1 protein-coding gene is annotated in these 1,205 nt (G+C 77.8%); it reads right to left on the reverse strand.

The features are described 5' to 3' along the window. A partial coding sequence (locus B7767_RS49165; protein WP_143652744.1) for an acyltransferase domain-containing protein occupies positions 1 to 1,205 on the reverse strand: 1,205 nt, incomplete at both ends.

A 1,205-nucleotide genomic window follows, 5' to 3' on the forward strand; every position in this document is an offset into this window, starting at 1 on the left:
GTGCCGCGTCCGCCGCCCCCGCCGTCCCGGGGCTCGCGACGGCCACCGTGCCGACGGGCACCGAGGCCAGCCAGTACGACTCGCGCCGGAAGGCGTACGTGGGCAGGGGGACCGTCCGCGCGCCGGGCAGCACCGCCGGCCAGTCGACGGGCAGGCCGTGCGCGTGCAGCCGCACGGCGGCGGAGAGCAGAGCCCCCTCCTCGTCCTCCCCGCCCCGCAGCAGCGGCTCCACCACCGGCCCGGTGCCCGGCTCCCGGGGCCCGAGGCGTTCCTCCAGGCACTCGTCGACCATCGGGGTGAGCGCGGCCTCGGGGCCCAGTTCCACGTAGACGCCGGTCCGCGCGTCGGCCAGGTGTCCGACCGCGTCCGCGAACCGGACCGCCTCCCGGGCGTGCCGCACCCAGTGGCCGGGATCGCGGGCCTCCTCGGCGGTGAGCGGGCGGCCGGTGACCCCGGAGACCAGCGGCACCTCGGGCCCGGCGAAGGACAGGGACGCCACGGTGGCCCGGAACTCGTCGAGCACCGGGTCCATCAGCGGCGAGTGGAAGGCGTGGCTGACCACCAGACGGCGTGTCCTGTGCCCGGCGGCGGTCAGTTCCCCGGCCAGGTCGGTCAGCGGACCGTCGGCGCCCGACAGCACCACCGACCGCGGACCGTTCACCGCGGCGACGGCGATGTCCCGGGAACGCCCCTCCAGCCACGGCAGCACGTCGTCCTCGGAGCAGCGGACGGCCACCATCGCGCCGCCCGGCGGCAGCGACTGCATCAGCCGGCCGCGCGCGGCGACCAGCGTGCAGGCGTCCGGCAGGCTCAGCACGCCCGCCACGTGCGCGGCGGCGATCTCACCCACCGAGTGGCCCACCAGCCGGGCGGGCGTCACCCCCCAGGAGGCCAGCAGCCGGTACAGGGCCACCTGGAAGGCGAACAGGGCGGGCTGCGCGTAACCGGTGCCGTGCAGCAGCCCGGCCTCCTCGCTGTCCGGGCCGGCCCACATCACCGAGGTCAGCGGCCGCTCCAGCAGCGGGTCGAGCTCCGCGCACGCCTCCCGCAGCGCGGCGTCGAACACCGGGAACGCGGCGGCGAGCGCGCGGCCCATGCCGGGCCGCTGACTGCCCTGACCGGTGAAGACGAACGCCGTCTCCGCGAAGCCGCCGCCCGCGCCCCGGACCCCCGCCCCCGTGGCGTCGCCCCGGGCGAACCGGGCG

The sequence above is a fragment of the Streptomyces sp. 13-12-16 genome, assembly GCF_002114215.1.
In the GTDB taxonomy this organism is placed as follows: Bacteria; Actinomycetota; Actinomycetes; order Streptomycetales; family Streptomycetaceae; genus Streptomyces.